The sequence below is a fragment of the Sinorhizobium sp. P24N7 genome (genome assembly GCF_042436655.1).
GTDB lineage: Bacteria > Pseudomonadota > Alphaproteobacteria > Rhizobiales > Rhizobiaceae > Sinorhizobium > Sinorhizobium meliloti_A.
This window is the reverse complement of sequence record NZ_JBHMIW010000011.1, coordinates 214,469-231,766: the sequence shown is the minus strand read 5'-3', so window position 1 is coordinate 231,766 and position 17,298 is coordinate 214,469. Positions and strand designations below refer to the sequence as shown.

Sequence of the window (17,298 nt, the reverse complement as noted above, 5' to 3'; positions counted from 1 at the left end):
GGGATCGGCCGCGAGAAAGAGCATTTCATGAGCCTGGAACGACGACAATGGTAGATACGACCACAATGCAAGCCCGATCCGCCGGTTCTTTACGGGTGCCCCGTTATGCCGGATGGATCGGCAAGGCCGTCGGTTTGGGTCTTTATCGCCACACCATCGGACGCCTTGCGGACAGCCGCCGTGCCCGCTTGGCGCTGCTTGCCGGCGTCCCTCTCTTCTGGATCGCGGCGCTGCACATCGGCCCGATCTTCCAGATGGGGCGGATCAGCTTCATGACGGACTACCCGCAGGCACCGGACGGAGGCCCCGCCTATACGCTGGCCAATTACGAGCTGTTCTTCTCCGACCAGCTCTATTTCATGCCCTTCATCCGCAGCCTCATCTTCGCGGCCGTCGTCACGATCTCGACCCTGGTGATCGTTTATCCGGTCGCTTACTACGTCGCGAAAATCGTTCAGCCGAAGAACCGCATGCGCGCGTTGCTGCTCCTGCTCATCCCCTTTTGGGCTGGAGAACTGATCCGCACCTTTTCGGTCATCATGCTTCTCGCCAATCGCGGCGCGGTCAACGTAGCGCTACGCGAACTCGGCTTCATCGACCGGCCGATCCCGATGCTCTACACGTCGTTCTCGCTGAGCTTCGGCGTCATCTATCTGCTGGCGCTCTACATGTTGCTGCCGCTCTATTCGGCCATCGAGAAGATACCGACACCGCTCATTCATGCGGCGGCCGACCTCGGTGCCGGCCCGTTCCAGCGCTTCCGCCGCGTGATCCTGCCCTTGTCGAAGGACGGCATCGTCTCCGGCTGCAGCCTCGTCTATCTCACCTCCGTCGGGGTCTTCGCGGCACCGCTCCTGCTCGGCGGCCCGAATACGGTCATCTTCCCCGAGGTGATCGCGACGCTCTTCCACTCCTCGAACGACAAATGGCCCGAAGGCGCCGCCTTCGCCATGCTGCTGCTCGCGGTTTCGCTGTCGACGGTCGGCCTGTTCATGCGGGTGATCGGCGGCCGTTCCGTCCGGCTGATGTAAGGAGGCCACGATGCGACCATACTTCGCCGATCTCCCGAAGACGGCCCTCGGTGCCGCCTACTGGCTGTTTGCGGTCTATCTCCTGCTGCCGCTGGCGCTGATGACGGCCATGAGCTTCAAGGATGCGAGCTTCGTCGCCTTTCCGATCACGGACTGGACGCTCAACTGGTATGCCCAGGTGTTGCAGGACAAGCAATTCATCGAAGCCTCGCTCTATTCGGTCGGGATTGCGCTGGCGACCACTGCCGCGGCGACCGTCATCGGCGTCTGGATCGCTCTTCTGGTCTCGACCGAAGGTATCTGGGGCAAGGCCATCATCTTCGCACTCGCCTGCCTGCCGGCGGTCGTTCCGGGCCTGATCAACGCAATCTCAATGCGGATATTCATCCGCACCGTCGACATCCCGACCGGCACGGCGGCGATCATCCTGTCACATGCAGTCCATGCCGTGCCCTTCGTGGTGATCATGGTGCTCACGCGCCTGCGTTCCATGCCGGCCAATCTGGTCGACGCAGCCCGCGATCTCGGCGCCGATCGGTTCGTGGCCTTCCTCAGGGTCACGATCCCGTACCTGATGCCGGCACTTCTCGGCGGCATGATCTTCTGCGTGCTCACCAGTATCGACGACTTCGTCCGCACCTTCTTCCTCGGCGGCTACAAGCCCACGCTCCCGATGCTCATCTTCGCGAAGGTACAGGGCGGCATGTCGCCGGAGATCAACGCCATGGCGACGATCGTGCTGGTCGTCACAGCCGCTGTCGGCGTTTACGCCGAGCACCTCACCCGCCGTTCAAGGAACTGACGATGCAGCCTGTGGTCCACTTCAAAAACGTCAACAAATATTACGGCGGATTGCCTGCGGTCGATGGCCTGGACCTCGCCGTAGAGCCGGGACAATTCGTGACGCTGCTCGGCCCTTCCGGTTGCGGCAAGTCTACGACGCTGAGGATGCTCGGCGGCTTCGAGCAACCCTCGTCGGGGGAGATCTATCTCGAAGGCGAGCCGATCTCGCATCTGCCGCCGAACAGACGCAACGTCAACATCGTCTTTCAGGACTATGCGCTCTTTCCGCACCTCAACGTCGGCCGCAACATCGCCTTCGGACTGGAATTGAAAGGACTGTCTTCGGACGCGATTCACAAACGGACCATGGAGCTGCTGGCCCTCGTCAAGCTCCAGGATTTCGCCGACCGCATGCCCGACCAGCTTTCGGGCGGCCAGCGCCAGCGCGTCGCGCTGATGCGCGCGCTCGCCCCAGACCCGAACGTGCTCCTGCTCGACGAGCCCCTTTCGGCGCTCGATGCGAAGCTGCGCCAGCAGATGCAGATCGAGCTGAAAACCATCCAGCGGACCACCGGCAAGACCTTCATCTTCGTCACCCACGATCAGGAGGAGGCGCTGACCATGTCCGACGTCATCGTGGTGATGAACAAAGGCAGGATCGAGCAGATGGGCGGCCCGAACGAGCTCTATTCCCGGCCGCGCAGCCGCTTCGTCGCCAACTTCATCGGCCAGAGCAATTTCCTCGAAGGCAAGCTGCTTTCCGACGACGGCGCGACCGCGGCCATCGACTGGAACGGAAGCATCATCCACGCCGACCTCAACGGGACGAAGCTGGCGGCCGGCACCGGCGCGACCGTCGCGCTTCGTCCCGAGGCCCTCTACTGCGTGGCGGAACAGCCGAAGGACCGGTTCGCCCTGAAGGGGCGCATCGTTCAGCGCGTCTTCAAGGGTGCCCATACGTCCCTGACCGTGCAACTCGAAAATGGCGCGGAGCTGGCCTTGCAGCTCGACCCGGTAGCGCTTTCACACATCGGGACGGACCAGGTGTGGCTCGGCTGGCGCGAGCGCGACGCGGTCGTTCTTGCCGACTGACGCGCCTGATTGGCGCAATCTTTTCAGGGGGTTGCCGGCAACGGCGGCCCCGAAAGCGGATTTCAGGAGCAAAGGCTATTATGACGAATGAACAGCATGGGCGGCTCGCGGAACTGAATGCGAGGGTCAAACAGGACCTGGACTATCTCAACTACCCGCCTGCCAACTGGTCGAAGCCCGTCACGACGGCTGACGGACAGCCGGTGAGCGATGTCGTCATCATCGGCGGCGGCATGTGCGGCATGGTCGCCTGGCTTGCCCTGACCCGGGCAGGCATCGCCAATCTGCGCATCCTCGACCGTGCCCCCGAGGGCCAGGAGGGTCCCTGGGTCACCTTTGCCCGCATGGAAACCCTGCGCTCGCCGAAGAACCTGCTGGGCCCGGCGCTGGGAATGGCCTCGCTGACCTTCCGCGCCTGGTACACCGCATGCTTCGGTGAAGCGGCGTGGGAAACGCTGTTCCGCATTCCCCGCCCGATGTGGATGGACTATCTGAAATGGTACCGCGGGGTTCTGTCCATTTCCGTCGAGAACGACACGCATGTCACTCGCGTCCGCCCTCGCGAGGACGGTCTCCTGGAGCTGGAGATCGCCGGCGGCGGCAAGCCTTCCATCGTCACGCGCAAGCTGGTTCTGGCCACGGGCCGCGAAGGCCTTGGCGAGCCGGTCCTTCCGGCTTTCGTCAAAGGCATGAAGCGCCACGCGTCCTGGGCTCACTCCGCCGACGACGTCGATTTCGAGGCACTCAAGGGAAAGCGCGTCGTCGTCATCGGTGTCGGCGCATCCGCTGTCGACAATGCGGCCGAGGCGCTGGAGTCCGGCGCAGGCGAGGTCCGCCTGCTCGCGCGCCGCAAGGAGATGCCGACCGTCAACAAGCTGATGGGCATCGGCTCCTACGGGGTTACGGCGGGGTTTGCCAAAATCGATCCGGAGTGGCGCTGGCGGATCATGGACTATTCGGTCAAGCAGCAGACGCCGGCGCCGCACAATTCGACGCTGCGCGTCAGCCGCCATCCCAACGCCTTCTTTCACTTCGATTGCGCCATCGGCTCGATGCGGGAGGAAGGCGGCGAAGTGCTGATCACCACCACGAAGGGCCGCGTCTTCCGGACCGATTTCGTCATCCTCGGAACCGGTTTCACGGTCGATCCGCTCAGCCGCGACGAGCTCGCGCCCTATCAGGACCGGATCGCCTGCTGGGAGGACCGCTACACGCCGCCGCCCGGAGAAGAGAATTCAGACCTTGGCCGTTTTCCCTGGCTCGATGACGATTTCTCCTTCACCGAGAAGGAGCCCGGCACCGCGTCATGGCTCAAGGACATCCACTGCTTCAACTATGGTGCCTCGATCAGCATCGGCAAGGTGAGCGGCGACATTCCGGCAATCAGCGAGGGCGCGCTCTGGCTGGCACGCGGGATCGCCGCCTCGCTCTTCATCCGCGATATCGACTACCACTGGAAAGCCCTGCTCGCCTATGAGAAGCCCGAACTCGACGGCTCCGAATGGACCGACGCGGACGCGCCGCAGCCGGCACACAAAACTGCTTGAATTTCTCGATGACGATTGCCCAAGCTGAAGGATTACGATGACCGTTTCCCCGAAAACAGATGTGATCGACGCCGTGCTCGGCCTGGATCCCTCCTCGCCCGTTCAGGCGCTGCGCGAGCGGCGCGAAAAGCTCAAGCATTTCACGCAAACCAGTCATGACGCGGCGCTTCTCCCCGCCGAACCAGGTAATTTCTCCTACGCCATGAGGGCGGCTCTCGCGGCGCGCATCGCCGGCCTCTGGAAAGCGGCAGAGCTCCAGGCCCATTACAAGGCGCAGCTCGAGGAGAAGGGATCGACAGCCGACCTTCGATCGATCGCCGATCCGTCCTTCAGGCCCGAGGGCGACAAGCGGCTCGCAACGATGCTTGCTCATGTCGATCTGGTGACGCTCAAGCCGAAGGAAGCGACGCGCGCGAATATCGAAGCGCTCTACGCCGTCGGTCTCGACGACCGCGATATCGTAACCCTCGCAGGTCTCATCGCCTTCGTGAACTATCAGGTGCTGGTCGTGGCCGGCCTCAAGATGCTGAGGGACAACTGACATGTCGGAAGCCGTACACGAATTCACCCTGGAGCCGCTCGATTGGCAGCCCTACGTCAAGCCAGTGAAGCTCGACGAGGCGACGCCGGAGCAGCTCGACGCTCTGAAAGTGACGCCCTCGAACACCAAGGTTTCGAACTATGTCCTGGTTCTGGCCAACGACGCCGAGATGCTCGCCGAACGTACGCCGCTCTTCAACGACATCATGTACAGCGAAGGCGGGCTCTCGCGCGGCGGGCGCGAAATCGGCGCGCTGGCAGCTTCCTTCGTCAACCGCTGCATCTACTGCGCCTCGGTGCATGCCAACCGCTACATCCAGCTGGAAAAGCGGCCGGAGGTGGTGGACGAAATCTACAGAAGCGGCCTCGACGCCGACCTGCCGGATTTCGAGCAGGCGCTCTTCAATTTCGGCGTGGATCTGACGGCGCACCCGGACAATGTCGGCGTCTACCAGTTCTACCACCTGCGCGAGATCGGGCTCGACGATCTGGAGATCCTCGACCTGATCCATTCGATCGCAATCTTCGGCTGGGCGAACCGCCTGATGCATACGCTCGGCGAACCGCATCTGAAGGAGTGAGACGTTGGGCGGTTGCCACCTGCGTGTGGCGTAGAAGCCTTCAGCGCCGGCCTTCGTTCCGAATCAACCGGTTTCGATGCCCATTTCTCCGATCAGCCTCTCCCGCGCGGCAAGGGCAGCGATGGCGCGTTCGCCCAATTCGCGAGCCACGAGATTGAGTAGCCCTTCGCAAAAGACGATATAGGCTCCCATGCTGTTGCTGAAGAAACTGCTGGCGTGCGGGATGAAGAAGGCGTGCCGGGCGGGGGGAACGAGCGGCGAAGAACGGCTGTCCGTTACTGCGATCACCTCCAGTCCGGCTTTTTCTGCCACCGCGGCCACTTCCGCCACGCTGCGGGTATAGGGCGCGCAGCTCGCGACCAGAACCAGGTCTCCGGGAGAAAGCTGCGACAGCGCCTCCGCCTCGCCGAGACGCGGTGCGTCCAGCAAAGCGACGTCGCTGCGCAACATTCCGAGGCCGTAGACCATAAAGCTCGCGAAAGCATGGAACTGGCGTACCCCGTGCACGCGCACACGCGGCGCGGTCGCGAGCAACGCCGCCGCCCGCTTCAGCGTCTCGGCATCCGTCTGACCCAGAAAGCCGTCGATATTCGCCTTCGTCTCCTGGCCGATGCGTTCGAGGACATGGACCTCTTCCCGCTCGCCGCGCGTGACCGACATCAGACGGCCAGCCTGGCGGCTGTAGAAGTAGCGCTCGTCATCGGCGATCGCCTGGCGGAAGACGCTCTGGAAATCGCTGAAGCCGGCATAACCGAGCCGCTTGGCAAGCCTGGTAAGCGTCGAGGCGTTAACGCCCTGGCCGTCGGCGAGCTCGGATATGCTGCGCACCGCCGTCTGTTCGGGCGTATCGACCAGGCGTGCCAGCACGTCGAGCGCCTTGCTGCCGAGAGCGAGGTCGATTTCCTTGCGCCTGATCCTGAGCGTCAGGTCGCGCAGTTCCTCGATCGTGCCTGGACGGTACGACGCCGGGGGATCGGTGGGCGGTGCCATCGTGAACCTCAATCGAGCAGCGACCGCCTTTCCTCGAAGCGAAAGAGCGGTGCGGCATGCGCCCTGTCGTAGATCTCGCAGGCGATTCTGTCCATGTCGACGCGAAAGACCGCCGTCGCCAGCGTGTTCTCGCCGTCCGGATCGTCAGGCTGCTCGCGATAGATCGGCAGGGCCGTGCGCTGCCGGTCCCAAAGGACCGCAAGAGGTTCGACGCCGGTCATGCCGCCGGCCAGAATTTCCTCTCCACGTTCCTGTCTGGAACGGGAGGAGGCGGTGACGCGCTGGCGCTCTTCGCGCGTGCCGTCGTGAATCAGATGGTTGGCGTGCACTTCGGGCGCATCGACCTGCCGGACCGAACAGGCCGAATGGGTAAACTCGACGCTGGCTATGCCCCGATTTCCGGGCTGCGCCAGGGAAATATGGAAGGCGGCGGCGCGCTGCGAACTGCGCAGCATGTCGAGTGCCTCGCGGACCGTGCCGCAATCGAGCACGGCGCGGCAGAGGACCATGCGCGGCATTCCTGGTCCTGTCTGACGCGAGCGGATATTGTTGACGGCCATGGCGAGCCCGGCATCGTTGAGCGCGAATGTATGCCCCGGAAGCGAACCGGGATAGACGAAGCCGAAGAAGGCGCGGCCTGCGGAAGCGATACGGACAATGGCGCAGCCCGGACGAAGGCCCGGATCTCCGTCTTCGTTATGCGCCAGCGTGAGCCTCTGGCCGGGCAGCATGACGGTGGTGCATCCGTCGGGGGCGATCGCCCGGATATCGCCGCGGCAGTTCCAGGCAAAGACCTCGTCAAAGGGCAGTTCGAGGCCTTTTGCGAGACCGTGCAGTTCCTCGAAATAGCGGGGAAAGTGTGCTTCAACCAGTGCCCTCGCCGCGACAATGCGTTCATGGCCGGCGAAGGCGATCACACTCGCCCAGCCGTGTGTCCTGATCAGATGGCGGTGGACGATGTCGCGGCCATGGCGGCCAAGCGCAACGCCGACCTCGAAGGGCGACCCGTCGATCTCGACCAGGGGCAGGCTGCTTGAAACCTCAATGGACATGCTGGAGAAACTCACGAAGACGCGGATTTTCGGGATTATCGAGAAGTTCGGTCGGATCGCCGTCGACGGAAATCTTGCCGCCCTCCATGAAGATCAGCCGGGAGCCTACCTGGCGTGCAAAGGCGATCTCATGCGTGACGACGATCATCGTCATGCCCTCCTCCGCAAGCGATTGCATCACCCGCAGAACCTCATGGCGGAGTTCGGGGTCGAGCGCTGAGGTCGGCTCGTCGAAGAGCATGAGTTTCGGCTTGACGGCCAGCGCGCGGGCGATGGCGACGCGCTGCTGCTGGCCCCCGGAGAGCTCGGAAGGATAGTGATGGCCGCGGTCGGCCAAACCTACTTTGGCAAGCAGCTCGCGGGCTTGCCCGATCGCCTCGGCCTTGCCGACGCCACGCACGCGCCGCGGCCTGAAAGCGACGTTCGCGAGCGCCGTCATCTGTGGGAAAAGGTTGAATTGCTGAAACACCATGCCGGCTTCCTGCCGGATGAGTCTCACCTTGGAGCGCCCTTCGCGCACGCTGATGCCGTCGACCACGAGGTCGCCCCCATCGATCTCCTCGAGTGCGTTGATGCAGCGCAGGAGGGTCGACTTGCCTGAGCCCGAAGGGCCGATGAGCACCACGACCTCACCGGCCTCGATGTTGAGGTCGACTTCCTTGAGCACGGTTACGTTGCCGAATGCTTTGGTGACGTTCCTGAATTCCACAATGCTCATAGGATGCGCATCCTCTTTTCCGTCACGCGCAGGATCAGGGTCAGCGTGCTCGTCATGATGAGGTAGAGAACGGCGACGGCGGACCAAATCTCGACTGCGCGGAAATTCGCCGCCATGATTTCCTGGCCCTGGCGGGTCAGCTCGCCGACACCGATGACGATGAATAGCGATGTGTCCTTGAGGCTGACGATGAACTGGTTGCCAAGCGGCGGGATCATTCGCCGGAAGGCGATCGGGCCGACAATGTAGGCGAGCACCTTCCAGACCGGTAAGCCGAGCGCCAGCCCCGCTTCCTTCAGTCCCTTGTTCACCGAGAGCAGCGAGCCGCGAACGATCTCGGCAATATAGGCGCCCGCATTGACAACGATCGCCGTCACCGCCGCGGTCATCGGATTGACGCGAAAATCCGCGAGCAGCGGCAGGGCGAAGTAGATGAACATCACCTGCACGACGATCGGCGTGCCCCTGATCACCTCGACATAGGTAAAGGCGACGGCGTTCAGGATAGCGTTGCCATAGGCACGCATGAAGCCGGCGACGACACCGACGACCAGGCCGCCGACGAGGCCCGCCAGTGCTATCAGAATGGTCAGCCGTGCACCGCCCAGGAGAGCGGGCATGGCCTCCACGACCACAGACCAATCGAATTCCATTGAATTGCTCCGCTGCATCGCGATCTGCCCCTGCGGCGATGGCGACACTACCGATAGAGGTTATGGGCGGCTGCAGTGGCAGCCGCCGCGGCTTTGTGGAAGTGCTCTCGCCATTCCGGCGGGCGTGCTGGATCGATCCGGCACGCCTCGATGCAGGAAACTCAGCTTTTCGGCTCGACGCCGAACCATTTCTTGTAGATTTCGGCGTAACGGCCATCGGCCTTCAACTTGGCGAGCGCCTCATTGACCTTGGCGACGAGTTCGCTGCCTTTCGGGAAGCCGATGCCGTATTGGTGCGCCATCATCTGTTCGCCCACCGCCTTGACCTTGCCGCCGCCGGCAGTCGCCACGTAATAGAGGACGTTCGGCGTGTCGTGCATCGCGGCGTCGACGCGGCCCGTCTGCAGTTCCAGATAGGCGTTGTCGATGTTCGGGAACTGGCGAAGCTCGGTCTCCGTGAAGTTCTCCTTCGCATAGTCGGTGGCCGACGTGCCGGTCTTCACGGCCAGCGTCTTACCCTTGAGGTCCGACGAACCGGCAATGGCGCTGTCGGCGGGCACCATCAGCATGAATCCGCTGTCATAATAGCCATCAGAGAAGTCGATCACCTTCTTGCGTTCGTCCTTGATGGTGATGCCGGCGAGGGCGGCATCGACCTGCTTCGTCTGCAGCGCCGGGATGATGCCGTTGAAATCCATCGGCTGCAGCGTGTAGGTAACCCCGATCTCGCTCGCGATCGCGTCCAGAGATCGATGTCGAAACCGACATATTTGTCGCCCTGCTTGAACTCGAAAGGCACGAAGGCCGTGTCGGTGGCTACGACCAGGTCTTCGGCAGCTGCCGGGCCGGAGAGCGAGAGTGCCGCGGCGAAAAAGCCCGCGAAGAAATGGCGAAGTCTGTTTCTCATGGTGGCGTTCCCCTGTTTTGCATTCGGGCATCAGCGTTTTGCCGCCGGCGCCAGTGTGCAAATATAGAATGCTTTTTATGCTTTGTCGCCATGAAAATTTGCACCATCCGGATCTGTTTAGCGTCACGCTGAAAAAATGCAGCGAACAGTGGCCTGTTGCGAGGTCTGCGAAAGCAGTGCCCCTCTGGCCTGCCGACCAGAGGGCGCATTATAGCTTTGGTCCGCTTGCCCTAACCGGCAGCATCAGTGAGCGAGGCAATGGCCGCATCCACGGCATCGCCCAGGCGCTCCACGATCTGATCGACGTCCTCCCGTCCAAGGATGAAGGGGGGCGCCAGGAGGACATGATCGCCGCGTTGCCCGTCGATCGTGCCGCCCATCGGATAGACCATCAGACCCCGTGCCATGGCTTCCTTCTTGATCCGGGCATTGAGCTTCAGGCCGGGATCGAAAGGGGACTTCGTCGTCCTGTCTGCGACAAGCTCGACGGCACGGAAGAGGCCGCGGCCGCGAATGTCGCCGACGTGATGGTGATTGCCGAGCCGCTCGACCAGGCATCTTTCGAGATAGTCGCCCATCGATACGACGTTCTCGAGCAGCCCGTCGCGGCGGATGACGTCCTGCACGGCAAGGCCGGCCGCCGCGGCCATCGGATGGCCCATATAGGTATGGCCGTGCTGGAAGAAGCCCGACCCCTCGGCAAATGCCCGGAAGATTGCGGAGGACAGCAGAACCGCGCCGACCGGCTGATAGCCGCCGCCGAGCCCCTTGGCGATGGTCATGAGATCCGGGATGACGCCGTCCTGTTCGCAGGCATGCAGAGTCCCGGTCCGGCCCATGCCGCACATCACTTCGTCGAGGATCAGCAACACTCCGTATTTGTCGCAGATCGCCCGAACGCGCTTCAAATAGTCCGCGACGGGCGGCACCGCACCGGCCGTGGCGCCCACCACCGTCTCGGCGACGAAGGCGATCACCTGATCGGAGCCCAGGTCGAGGATCTTGGCCTCGAGTTGGGCCGCGGCACGCGCGGCATAGTCCGTATCGCTCTCGCCGGCTTGCTGCAGGCGATAGGCGAAGCATGGATCGATGTGGTGGGTTTCGACGAGCAGCGGCCGGAATTGAGCGCGCCGCCACTCGTTGCCCCCGGCCGCCAATGCGCCAAGCGTATTGCCGTGATAGCTTTGACGCCGGGCGATGATGTGGCGGCGTTGCGGCTCGCCCTTCTCCACGAAGTATTGCCGAGCCATCTTCAGCGCCGCCTCGACGGCTTCCGATCCGCCGCTCACCAGGTAGACGTGATCGAGCCCGTCAGGTGCATCGGCAACAAGCCGGTCGGCAAGCCGTTCCGCGGCCTCGGTGGTGAAGAAGCCGGTATGGGCATAGGCCATACGGTCGAGCTGCGCATGGAGGGCGGCGAGCACATCGGGATGAGCGTGACCGAGGCAGGAGACGGCGGCCCCCCCGGAGGCGTCGATATAGGCCTTGCCCTCGGCATCGAAGAGCCGGATGCCTTCGCCGCGGACGGCGACCGGCAGTTTCGCATGGATGGCGCGGTGGAGAAGATGGGTCATGGCGTTCTCTTGGAGTTGCGGGATTGGAGATGGGTGTTCAGCGCCGCGAGCTGTCCGTCGAAGCGTTTCAGAGCCGCGAGCGTGGCTTCGCCGCCCCGGCCTGCGATGAGCGCGCCGAGCACTTCGGCGACGGCGAAGGCCGGCGACATGGCGTGCAGGAAGGAAGGACTTTCGGTCGGCACCACGATGATCGTCTCGGCGATCTGCGCAAGCGGCGCCACTTCGCTGTCGGTCACCGCGACGACCGGTACGCCGTTGTTCCGAGCATATTCGGCAAGTTCGATCGTCGCCCGTGTATAGGGAAGAACGCTGGCCACGAGCAGCACGTCTGCACTCGTGGCACGGGCGACGGCATCCGCGCCGGTGCCGCCGATGCCCTCCAGCATCACGGATTTTTCGCCGACCAGCGAGAGGATATAGTGGAACTGCCAGGCGACCGCGTGGCTCGAGCGCAGCCCGAGGCAATAGACCCGCCGGGCATCGGCAATCCGCGTTGCCGCTGCAACGATGCGATCGAGCACCGCCGGTTCTGCCAGCCGCGAAATCTGCGTGCCGATGGCGCTCAGCATATCGGCTGCGAGCGCATGGTCGCCCCTGAGCTTCTGGCTTCGGGCCTGCTCGCCGGCCTTTCCGGCAAATCCTGCATCACCCTCCCGCAGCGCCTCGGCGTAGCGTTCGCGGATGGCATCGTAACCATCGAAACCGAGCTGCTTGGCAAGGCGGGTCATCGTCGCGGGCTGCACCCCCGCCTGGCGCGCCTGCTCGCGCATGGAGAGAAGAGCGACGTCGCGGGGATGGTCGACGATATAGCGGGCCGCCGTCCGCAATTGCGACGAAAGCCCGTCGAATGCAGTGATGATCGCGTCGCTGAGCGGCCCCTTGTCCATGCTTCATTTAACAACGATCCCGCGACCATTGCAACGAATGTTTCAATGTGCAATTTTATGATTTCCGAAAATCATAGCTCGATGGTGCCCACATGAACGCTGGCGATGCTTTGCAGGGGATTTCGATCGCGGTCGCGCCGAATGGCGGGCGCCGGACGAAGGCCGACCATCCCGCCATACCCCTGGCCCCGGAAGAACTCGCGCTTACCGCACGCGACTGCCTCGATGCCGGCGCGGCGATGATCCACGTTCACGTGCGCAAGGAGGACGGAAGCCATCTTCTCGATGCCGACGCCTACCGCGCCGCGATCGCAGCGATCAGGGCTGCCGTGGGCGATCGCATGGTGATTCAGATCACCAGCGAGGCGCTGGGCATCTACTCGCCGGCCGAGCAGATCGCAGTCGTCAAGGCGGTCCGGCCCGAGGCCGTGTCTCTGGCGCTCAGAGAACTGGTCCCGGACGAAACGCACGAGGCTGCCTTTGCGGATCTTCTGTCGTGGGCCGCCCGGGAGAAGGTTTCGCCGCAGATCATCCTCTACGATCCGGAGGAGGCGGTGCGATTGGACGGCATGCGGCGACGAGGTCTGCTTTCCCGCGACGATATTCCCGTGCTTTACGTACTCGGTCGTTATACGCCGGGGCAAAGGTCCGTCCCCGGTGATCTGCTGTCCTTTCTGGCGCCGGACATGCCCGCCTACACCCATTGGAGCGTCTGTGCCTTCGGACGCCACGAAGCGGCCTGCGTCACAGCCGCAGCGCTCCTCGGCGGCCATGTCCGCGTCGGCTTCGAAAACAATCTCTGGCTTCCGGAAGGAACCGCCGCCGGCTCCAACGCCGACCTCGTCCGCACGGTTGCGGCTGCGCTTCTGCCGCTGTCGGTCCCGTTGCTCCAGGGGCCGGCGCTCGCACAGATGCTTACCCGCATCGGTTCTGCGGGTATGCCGAAAGGCTGACGCGCCCCCATTTTTCCGTCGCCGGCCTTTTGGAACCGGTGAACGCCGGTTTCGTTCTCCCATGATGACAGCGCCTCGCGCCTTATCCGGCGCGCAAGGGCGCCTGTAACACTTGGAGTGCTGCTTGCTTTGATCCTGATCGCCGGATTTACGGAAGCAGGCAGCCGTATGGGAGTGCACCATGTTGACCCATGAAGATCGCAACATGCCCGAAAGGCGCGCCACAGCGGCATTTCCGATAGGTCTCATACTGCTCGCGATATGCGCCATCTTCGCCTATCTGGCGATCGGCGGCGCCATGCTGGAAGGTGAAACCGGAACGGTCGTCTACACACCGCCGATCGCCGACGCGCCGGCACCTCGATGAGTGGGAGACCTTCAATGACGCCCGATCCTGTCGGTCCCGGCCCCGGGCCGGGAATAATTCCGCCGAACCCGGTTCCGCCACTCGGCATTCCCGATCCGCCGCCGAACGAGCCCCAGCCCGATAAGGGGCCCGAGGACGACACGCAGAATCCGCCCGACGAAAAGGAACCGCCTCGGACCGACGTGCTTCCCCGGTGAGGCTTGACTTTCAGAATTGGCGATGAGAACATAACATGAACATTCTGGAGAGTCCCTCATGACCCATGCAGAGGAAGTGATCGAGCGCGCTATGGCCGCCGTCGCCCAGGCAAGACGCCGGCGGGAACGCGAACAGGAGTGGCGCAGAAAAACCTTCGGACGGATTCAGGTCGGTATACCGCTCCCGCCCCTCAAGCGCGGCGTGCAGCTTTCGCTGCAGCTTGACCGTTCCGGTACGCAGTGAGGCCTGAAGCCGATCGGCTCATTCCGACAGGGCGACGAGGAAAACCGTGGCACGATTTTCCTCGCGATCGCCTCAGGCGGCAGCCAGTTCCGGCCGTTCCCTGGGGAAGGGCTTGAAGGTCAGTGCGATCAGGAAAGCACCGATGCCGAGACCCCAGGCGCCGATATAGAGCCAGCCGTAGCTGGCAAAAACGTCGTAGATCAGCCCCCCGGCAACCGGGCCGATCGCCATGCCGAGACTGCCGGCCATTGCCGTGCCGCCGATGACGGTGCCCATCATGCGCAACGGGAAATTCTCGCGGGCGATCACGGCGTAAAGCGGCATGACGCCCGCATAGATGAAGCCGAACACGGCAGCCACCGCGTAGAAGGCGCCGAGGTCGCGCACGAAGAAATAGGCGAGCGCACCGAAGGCCTGCAGCAGCAGTCCCGATACCAGAATGCGCTTGGCGCCGTAGCGGTCTCCGAGGATGCCGAAGGCGACACGGCCGCCCATTCCCGCCAGACCCTCGAGGCTGTAGATGGAAACAGCGGCCATCATCGGGATTCCGCAGCTCACGGCGTAGCTCACGGTGTGAAATATCGGCCCGGAATGAGTGGCGCAGCAAAAGAAGTTCGTCAGCAGCAATATGACGAATTGCGGCGACCTCAGCGCCTGTCCAAGGGACATGTCCGGCTGCCCCTCACTTGCAGAGACGGCATCCGGACCTTCGAGGACAGGCGGGCGGCGCAGGAGCAACGCAGCCGGAATCATCGTGACGGCGGCAAGGGCGGCTATGATCTGCAGCGATGTCCGCCAGTCGTAGATCGTAACCAGCCACCCGGCCAACGGCGACATGGTCATGGGCGCCATTCCCATGCCGGCCGATACAAGAGATACGGCAAGGCTGCGATGCGTATCGAACCAGCCTGTCACGCAAGCCATCATCGGCGCGAATATCGCCGCGCAGGCACCTCCGACGATCACCCCGAAGAGGAGTTGGAATGCGATCAGCGTTGGCGCAAGGCTGGAAAGCGCAAGGCTCGCCGCAAGGAGCGCGGAACCGACCAGCACGACCGGGCGCGGGCCCCAGCGGTCCGAAGCGCTCCCCCAGACCATACTTGCCAGGGCCATCGCGATGAAACCCACCGTCATGGCACTCGATATGCCGGTCACGGACCATCCGGTATCCCGCGAGATGGGCACAAGGAAAACCGGCAATGAAAACATGGCACCGATTGCAATGCAGCCGAGCAGGCCGCCGGCAGCAACGATCACCCATCGATAATGCGCATCGATCATTCTCGTGTCTCCGCTCAGGGCAATCCGGCGCGGCATTCATTGTCAGTCCACGCCCGGATTGCCGATCAAATCAAGGGCATTCTCCCGTTCGCGGCTGTGCCGCGCATACGATAGGACGAACGGCGCCCAAAGGCGCCGACATGGGGGTGGAAAATTTTCAGGCTGCATTGCGCTGGATGCGGTTGAACCGTGTGGCGCTCAGCGGAATTCCCGAAGCCCCCTCTCCCCGCAGGCGGGGCGAAGGGACTCGCGGCAAGGTTCAAGACCGAAGAGGATGCGAGGAGCGGCCCGCTTGTTCCGTCTCCCGGCGGATGAGGGGCGGAGGCGCCCGATCAGGCCACCGTGTTCGACGTGTCGACGACCTCGAAATCATGCGTGATGGTCGCCGTCTTTGCGAGCATCGCGGATGCGGAGCAATATTTTTCGATGGAGAGGGCCACCGCGCGCTCGACCTTCTTGGCGGCCAGACCACGGCCTATGACGATGAAATGCATGTGGATGCGGGTGAATACGCGCGGGTCCTGATCCGCCCGATCGGCATCCATCTCGACCACGCAATCTTCGACGGCCTCGCGGCCCTTCTCGAGGATGTGGACGACATCGAAAGCCGAGCAGCCGCCGGTGCCGATAAGCACCATTTCCATGGGGCTCGGCCCCGGTGTCGGGCTATCCGGGCCGGCGGCCGTGCCGAGCACGACCTTGTGGCCGCTTCCGGATTCTCCGACGAAGGTCCTGCCTTCGACCCATTTGATGCGTGCTTTCATCCGATTCTCCTTCCTGTCGCGATGCGTTCATCTTCGTTCCAATGACGCAAAACGCTGCCGATTTCCACCCGCGCGCCAATCCGCTCAGCGCGCACCCCAGGTGTCGGTCAGCCGGTAGCCCTCGGGCCACGGGTCCGACGGGTCGAGCATGTGCTGATGGGTGCCGGTAATCCAGGCGCGGCCCGAGATTTCCGGCAGCACGGCCGGCCGGCCGCCGACTTCGGTGGTGCCAAGGATGCGGCCGGAGAAGGTGGAGCCGATCAGCGAAACGGCCGTCAGCCGGTCCGAGAGCCCCATCTGGCCTCGGGCATGCAGCACGGCCATGCGTGCCGAGAGCGCCGTGCCGGTCGGAGAGCGGTCGACCTTGCCCGGCTGGATCGCAACCGCAGCGCCCGCCCGCAGGCCTTCCGCCGTGCGTTCCACGGGGCCGGCAAAGAGGCAGAAGGAGAAATGCCGCCAGTCGGGGTTTTCCGGATGATGGAAACCGAACTGGGCATTTGCCGCATTGGTGATCCTGACGCCGAGCCGGGCGATGTCGTGCGCCTCGTCCGGCTTCAGGGCGAAGCCCATTGCGGCAGCATCCACGATTACGAAGCTGTCGCCGCCATAGGCGGTGTCGACTGTGAGGGTCCCGAGCCCCTCGACCTCCAGCTTCGCGTCCAGCCGCTCGGCAAAGCTCGGCAGGTTCTCGACGAAGATGCGTTCGGCCTTGCCGTCACGGCACTCCGCGCGCACGCGAACGAGACCGCCGGGCGCCTCGAGCGTGATCTCCGTCACCGGCTCCTTCATCGGCAGGATGCCGCTGTCGAGCAGCACGGTGGAGACGCAGATCGAGTTGGAGCCCGACATGGGCGGCGTATCTTCCGGCTCCATGATGACGAAAGCGGCATCCGCGTCCGGATGCTTCGGCGGCACCAGGAGATTGACATGGCGGAAGACGCCGCCGCGCGGCTCGTTCAGGACGAAGTTGCGCAGGGTCTGATCGCGGGCGATCCAGCGGCTCTGTTCCCAGATCGTGTCGCCCGGCGGAGGCGCGACCCCGCCGACGATCACGTCGCCCACTTCACCCTCGGCATGGGCGGAAATGACATGAATGGTCTTGGTGCTGCGCATCGAGAACTCCTCGTTTTAAAAGCC

General features: G+C 63.6%; 19 protein-coding genes and 1 pseudogene. 10 read left to right on the top strand and 10 right to left on the bottom strand.

The window, feature by feature from the left end; all coding sequences use genetic code 11:
• Nucleotides 1-47: 47 nt before the first annotated feature.
• The 6 genes from ACFHWW_RS20755 to ACFHWW_RS20730 all read left to right on the top strand — a co-directional run bounded on the left by ACFHWW_RS20755 (nucleotide 48) and on the right by ACFHWW_RS20730 (nucleotide 5,574).
• Nucleotides 48-1,031 (top strand): ABC transporter permease, encoded by a 984-nt coding sequence (locus ACFHWW_RS20755; protein WP_379940531.1) that lies wholly within the window; start codon nucleotides 48-50, stop codon nucleotides 1,029-1,031.
• Between the two features lie 10 nt (nucleotides 1,032-1,041).
• On the top strand, nucleotides 1,042-1,833 hold the full coding sequence (locus ACFHWW_RS20750) for an ABC transporter permease (RefSeq protein WP_100672486.1): 792 nt from the start codon (nucleotides 1,042-1,044) through the stop codon (nucleotides 1,831-1,833).
• 2 nt (nucleotides 1,834-1,835) lie between these two features.
• Nucleotides 1,836-2,906, top strand: coding sequence for an ABC transporter ATP-binding protein (locus ACFHWW_RS20745; protein WP_379940528.1), 1,071 nt, complete (start codon nucleotides 1,836-1,838; stop codon nucleotides 2,904-2,906).
• Between the two features lie 80 nt (nucleotides 2,907-2,986).
• Nucleotides 2,987-4,453 (top strand): NAD(P)-binding domain-containing protein, encoded by a 1,467-nt coding sequence (locus ACFHWW_RS20740; protein WP_379940526.1) that lies wholly within the window; start codon nucleotides 2,987-2,989, stop codon nucleotides 4,451-4,453.
• Nucleotides 4,454-4,490: 37 nt separating this feature from the next.
• Nucleotides 4,491-4,994 carry a CMD domain protein gene (locus ACFHWW_RS20735; RefSeq protein WP_324764267.1) on the top strand — a complete coding sequence of 168 codons (504 nt, stop codon included), beginning with the start codon at nucleotides 4,491-4,493 and terminating at the stop codon, nucleotides 4,992-4,994.
• Nucleotide 4,995: 1 nt separating this feature from the next.
• Nucleotides 4,996-5,574, top strand: coding sequence for a peroxidase-related enzyme (locus tag ACFHWW_RS20730; RefSeq protein WP_100672490.1), 579 nt, complete (start codon nucleotides 4,996-4,998; stop codon nucleotides 5,572-5,574).
• Between the two features lie 63 nt (nucleotides 5,575-5,637).
• Here the strand turns inward: ACFHWW_RS20730 and ACFHWW_RS20725 are convergent, their stop codons facing one another.
• From ACFHWW_RS20725 to ACFHWW_RS20695, 7 genes and pseudogenes are all read right to left on the bottom strand, one after another.
• A complete protein-coding gene (locus ACFHWW_RS20725) occupies nucleotides 5,638-6,564 on the bottom strand; it encodes a MurR/RpiR family transcriptional regulator (protein WP_275600085.1) in 927 nt (308 codons plus the stop codon).
• A gap of 8 nt (nucleotides 6,565-6,572) precedes the next feature.
• On the bottom strand, nucleotides 6,573-7,616 hold the full coding sequence (locus ACFHWW_RS20720) for a C45 family autoproteolytic acyltransferase/hydolase (RefSeq protein ID WP_379940524.1): 1,044 nt from the start codon (nucleotides 7,614-7,616) through the stop codon (nucleotides 6,573-6,575).
• On the bottom strand, nucleotides 7,606-8,328 hold the full coding sequence (gene glnQ, locus ACFHWW_RS20715) for a glutamine ABC transporter ATP-binding protein GlnQ (protein ID WP_409349352.1): 723 nt from the start codon (nucleotides 8,326-8,328) through the stop codon (nucleotides 7,606-7,608). Before glnQ ends, ACFHWW_RS20720 begins: the two co-directional genes overlap by 11 nt.
• Before the next feature lie 2 nt (nucleotides 8,329-8,330).
• The gene (gene glnP / locus ACFHWW_RS20710) at nucleotides 8,331-8,987 is read right to left on the bottom strand and encodes a glutamine ABC transporter permease GlnP (protein WP_018097981.1); all 657 of its coding nucleotides are present in this window, start codon (nucleotides 8,985-8,987) and stop codon (nucleotides 8,331-8,333) included.
• Nucleotides 8,988-9,148: 161 nt separating this feature from the next.
• A pseudogene (gene glnH / locus ACFHWW_RS20705) lies at nucleotides 9,149-9,894 on the bottom strand (glutamine ABC transporter substrate-binding protein GlnH).
• Nucleotides 9,895-10,124: 230 nt separating this feature from the next.
• Nucleotides 10,125-11,468, bottom strand: coding sequence for an aspartate aminotransferase family protein (locus ACFHWW_RS20700; protein ID WP_379940520.1), 1,344 nt, complete (start codon nucleotides 11,466-11,468; stop codon nucleotides 10,125-10,127).
• Nucleotides 11,465-12,355, bottom strand: coding sequence for a MurR/RpiR family transcriptional regulator (locus ACFHWW_RS20695; protein ID WP_379940518.1), 891 nt, complete (start codon nucleotides 12,353-12,355; stop codon nucleotides 11,465-11,467). The genes ACFHWW_RS20700 and ACFHWW_RS20695 overlap by 4 nt, the downstream gene beginning before the upstream one ends.
• Before the next feature lie 92 nt (nucleotides 12,356-12,447).
• Here ACFHWW_RS20695 and ACFHWW_RS20690 point away from each other — a divergent pair, with 92 nt between their 5' ends.
• The 4 genes from ACFHWW_RS20690 to ACFHWW_RS20675 all read left to right on the top strand — a co-directional run bounded on the left by ACFHWW_RS20690 (nucleotide 12,448) and on the right by ACFHWW_RS20675 (nucleotide 14,116).
• Entirely contained in the window at nucleotides 12,448-13,308 is an 861-nt protein-coding gene (locus ACFHWW_RS20690; RefSeq protein WP_379940516.1) for a 3-keto-5-aminohexanoate cleavage protein, read from the top strand.
• A 181-nt stretch (nucleotides 13,309-13,489) separates the two neighbouring features.
• A complete protein-coding gene (locus ACFHWW_RS20685) occupies nucleotides 13,490-13,675 on the top strand; it encodes a hypothetical protein (RefSeq protein ID WP_100672497.1) in 186 nt (61 codons plus the stop codon).
• Between the two features lie 14 nt (nucleotides 13,676-13,689).
• The gene (locus tag ACFHWW_RS20680) at nucleotides 13,690-13,872 is read left to right on the top strand and encodes a hypothetical protein (protein WP_100672498.1); all 183 of its coding nucleotides are present in this window, start codon (nucleotides 13,690-13,692) and stop codon (nucleotides 13,870-13,872) included.
• A gap of 58 nt (nucleotides 13,873-13,930) precedes the next feature.
• Nucleotides 13,931-14,116 carry a hypothetical protein gene (locus tag ACFHWW_RS20675; protein ID WP_379940513.1) on the top strand — a complete coding sequence of 62 codons (186 nt, stop codon included), beginning with the start codon at nucleotides 13,931-13,933 and terminating at the stop codon, nucleotides 14,114-14,116.
• A 72-nt stretch (nucleotides 14,117-14,188) separates the two neighbouring features.
• On the opposite strand, the gene ACFHWW_RS20670 is transcribed toward ACFHWW_RS20675, so the two are convergent.
• From ACFHWW_RS20670 to ACFHWW_RS20660, 3 genes are all read right to left on the bottom strand, one after another.
• Entirely contained in the window at nucleotides 14,189-15,397 is a 1,209-nt protein-coding gene (locus ACFHWW_RS20670; RefSeq protein WP_379940511.1) for an MFS transporter, read from the bottom strand.
• Between the two features lie 332 nt (nucleotides 15,398-15,729).
• Entirely contained in the window at nucleotides 15,730-16,161 is a 432-nt protein-coding gene (locus ACFHWW_RS20665) for an OsmC family protein (protein ID WP_379940509.1), read from the bottom strand.
• An 84-nt stretch (nucleotides 16,162-16,245) separates the two neighbouring features.
• Nucleotides 16,246-17,274: a trans-3-hydroxy-L-proline dehydratase gene (locus ACFHWW_RS20660; protein WP_100672501.1), complete on the bottom strand. Its 1,029-nt coding sequence runs from the start codon at nucleotides 17,272-17,274 to the stop codon at nucleotides 16,246-16,248.
• Nucleotides 17,275-17,298: the final 24 nt, after the last annotated feature.

Coding starts and splice junctions, on each gene's coding strand:
- ACFHWW_RS20755 (WP_379940531.1), top strand. CDS start 48: ATGGTAGATACGACCACAATGCAAGCCCGATCCGCCGGTTCTTTACGG.
- ACFHWW_RS20750 (WP_100672486.1), top strand. CDS start 1,042: ATGCGACCATACTTCGCCGATCTCCCGAAGACGGCCCTCGGTGCCGCC.
- ACFHWW_RS20745 (WP_379940528.1), top strand. CDS start 1,836: ATGCAGCCTGTGGTCCACTTCAAAAACGTCAACAAATATTACGGCGGA.
- ACFHWW_RS20740 (WP_379940526.1), top strand. CDS start 2,987: ATGACGAATGAACAGCATGGGCGGCTCGCGGAACTGAATGCGAGGGTC.
- ACFHWW_RS20735 (WP_324764267.1), top strand. CDS start 4,491: ATGACCGTTTCCCCGAAAACAGATGTGATCGACGCCGTGCTCGGCCTG.
- ACFHWW_RS20730 (WP_100672490.1), top strand. CDS start 4,996: ATGTCGGAAGCCGTACACGAATTCACCCTGGAGCCGCTCGATTGGCAG.
- ACFHWW_RS20725 (WP_275600085.1), bottom strand. CDS start 6,564: ATGGCACCGCCCACCGATCCCCCGGCGTCGTACCGTCCAGGCACGATC.
- ACFHWW_RS20720 (WP_379940524.1), bottom strand. CDS start 7,616: ATGTCCATTGAGGTTTCAAGCAGCCTGCCCCTGGTCGAGATCGACGGG.
- glnP (WP_018097981.1), bottom strand. CDS start 8,987: ATGGAATTCGATTGGTCTGTGGTCGTGGAGGCCATGCCCGCTCTCCTG.
- ACFHWW_RS20700 (WP_379940520.1), bottom strand. CDS start 11,468: ATGACCCATCTTCTCCACCGCGCCATCCATGCGAAACTGCCGGTCGCC.
- ACFHWW_RS20695 (WP_379940518.1), bottom strand. CDS start 12,355: ATGGACAAGGGGCCGCTCAGCGACGCGATCATCACTGCATTCGACGGG.
- ACFHWW_RS20690 (WP_379940516.1), top strand. CDS start 12,448: ATGAACGCTGGCGATGCTTTGCAGGGGATTTCGATCGCGGTCGCGCCG.
- ACFHWW_RS20685 (WP_100672497.1), top strand. CDS start 13,490: ATGTTGACCCATGAAGATCGCAACATGCCCGAAAGGCGCGCCACAGCG.
- ACFHWW_RS20680 (WP_100672498.1), top strand. CDS start 13,690: ATGACGCCCGATCCTGTCGGTCCCGGCCCCGGGCCGGGAATAATTCCG.
- ACFHWW_RS20675 (WP_379940513.1), top strand. CDS start 13,931: ATGACCCATGCAGAGGAAGTGATCGAGCGCGCTATGGCCGCCGTCGCC.
- ACFHWW_RS20670 (WP_379940511.1), bottom strand. CDS start 15,397: ATGATCGATGCGCATTATCGATGGGTGATCGTTGCTGCCGGCGGCCTG.
- ACFHWW_RS20665 (WP_379940509.1), bottom strand. CDS start 16,161: ATGAAAGCACGCATCAAATGGGTCGAAGGCAGGACCTTCGTCGGAGAA.
- ACFHWW_RS20660 (WP_100672501.1), bottom strand. CDS start 17,274: ATGCGCAGCACCAAGACCATTCATGTCATTTCCGCCCATGCCGAGGGT.